This window comes from Paenibacillus sp. J45TS6 (genome assembly GCF_018403285.1).
In the GTDB taxonomy this organism is placed as follows: Bacteria; Bacillota; Bacilli; order Paenibacillales; family Paenibacillaceae; genus Paenibacillus.
The window spans coordinates 1-213 of record NZ_BOSJ01000128.1 but is presented as its reverse complement, the minus strand read 5'-3'; the positions used below and the strand labels follow the sequence as shown (position 1 = coordinate 213).

Below are 213 nucleotides of genomic sequence, written 5' to 3'. Positions count from 1 at the left end.
ATAAAAATGGCGGAACTGACGGGATTCGAACCCGCGATCTCCTGCGTGACAGGCAGGCATGTTAGGCCTCTACACCACAGTTCCAGGTATTACAATTGCGGGGGCAGGATTTGAACCTGCGACCTTCGGGTTATGAGCCCGACGAGCTACCGAGCTGCTCCACCCCGCGATATTTATATGGTGGAGATTGAGGGGATCGAACCCCCGACCCTC

General features: G+C 55.9%; 2 tRNA genes. Both read right to left on the bottom strand.

Annotated features, from left to right (window positions below):
- Positions 1-7: 7 nt before the first annotated feature.
- Positions 8-84 (bottom strand) — tRNA-Asp (locus KJS58_RS25340).
- 11 nt (positions 85-95) lie between these two features.
- Positions 96-169 (bottom strand) — tRNA-Met (locus KJS58_RS25335).
- Between the last annotated feature and the right edge of the window lie 44 nt (positions 170-213).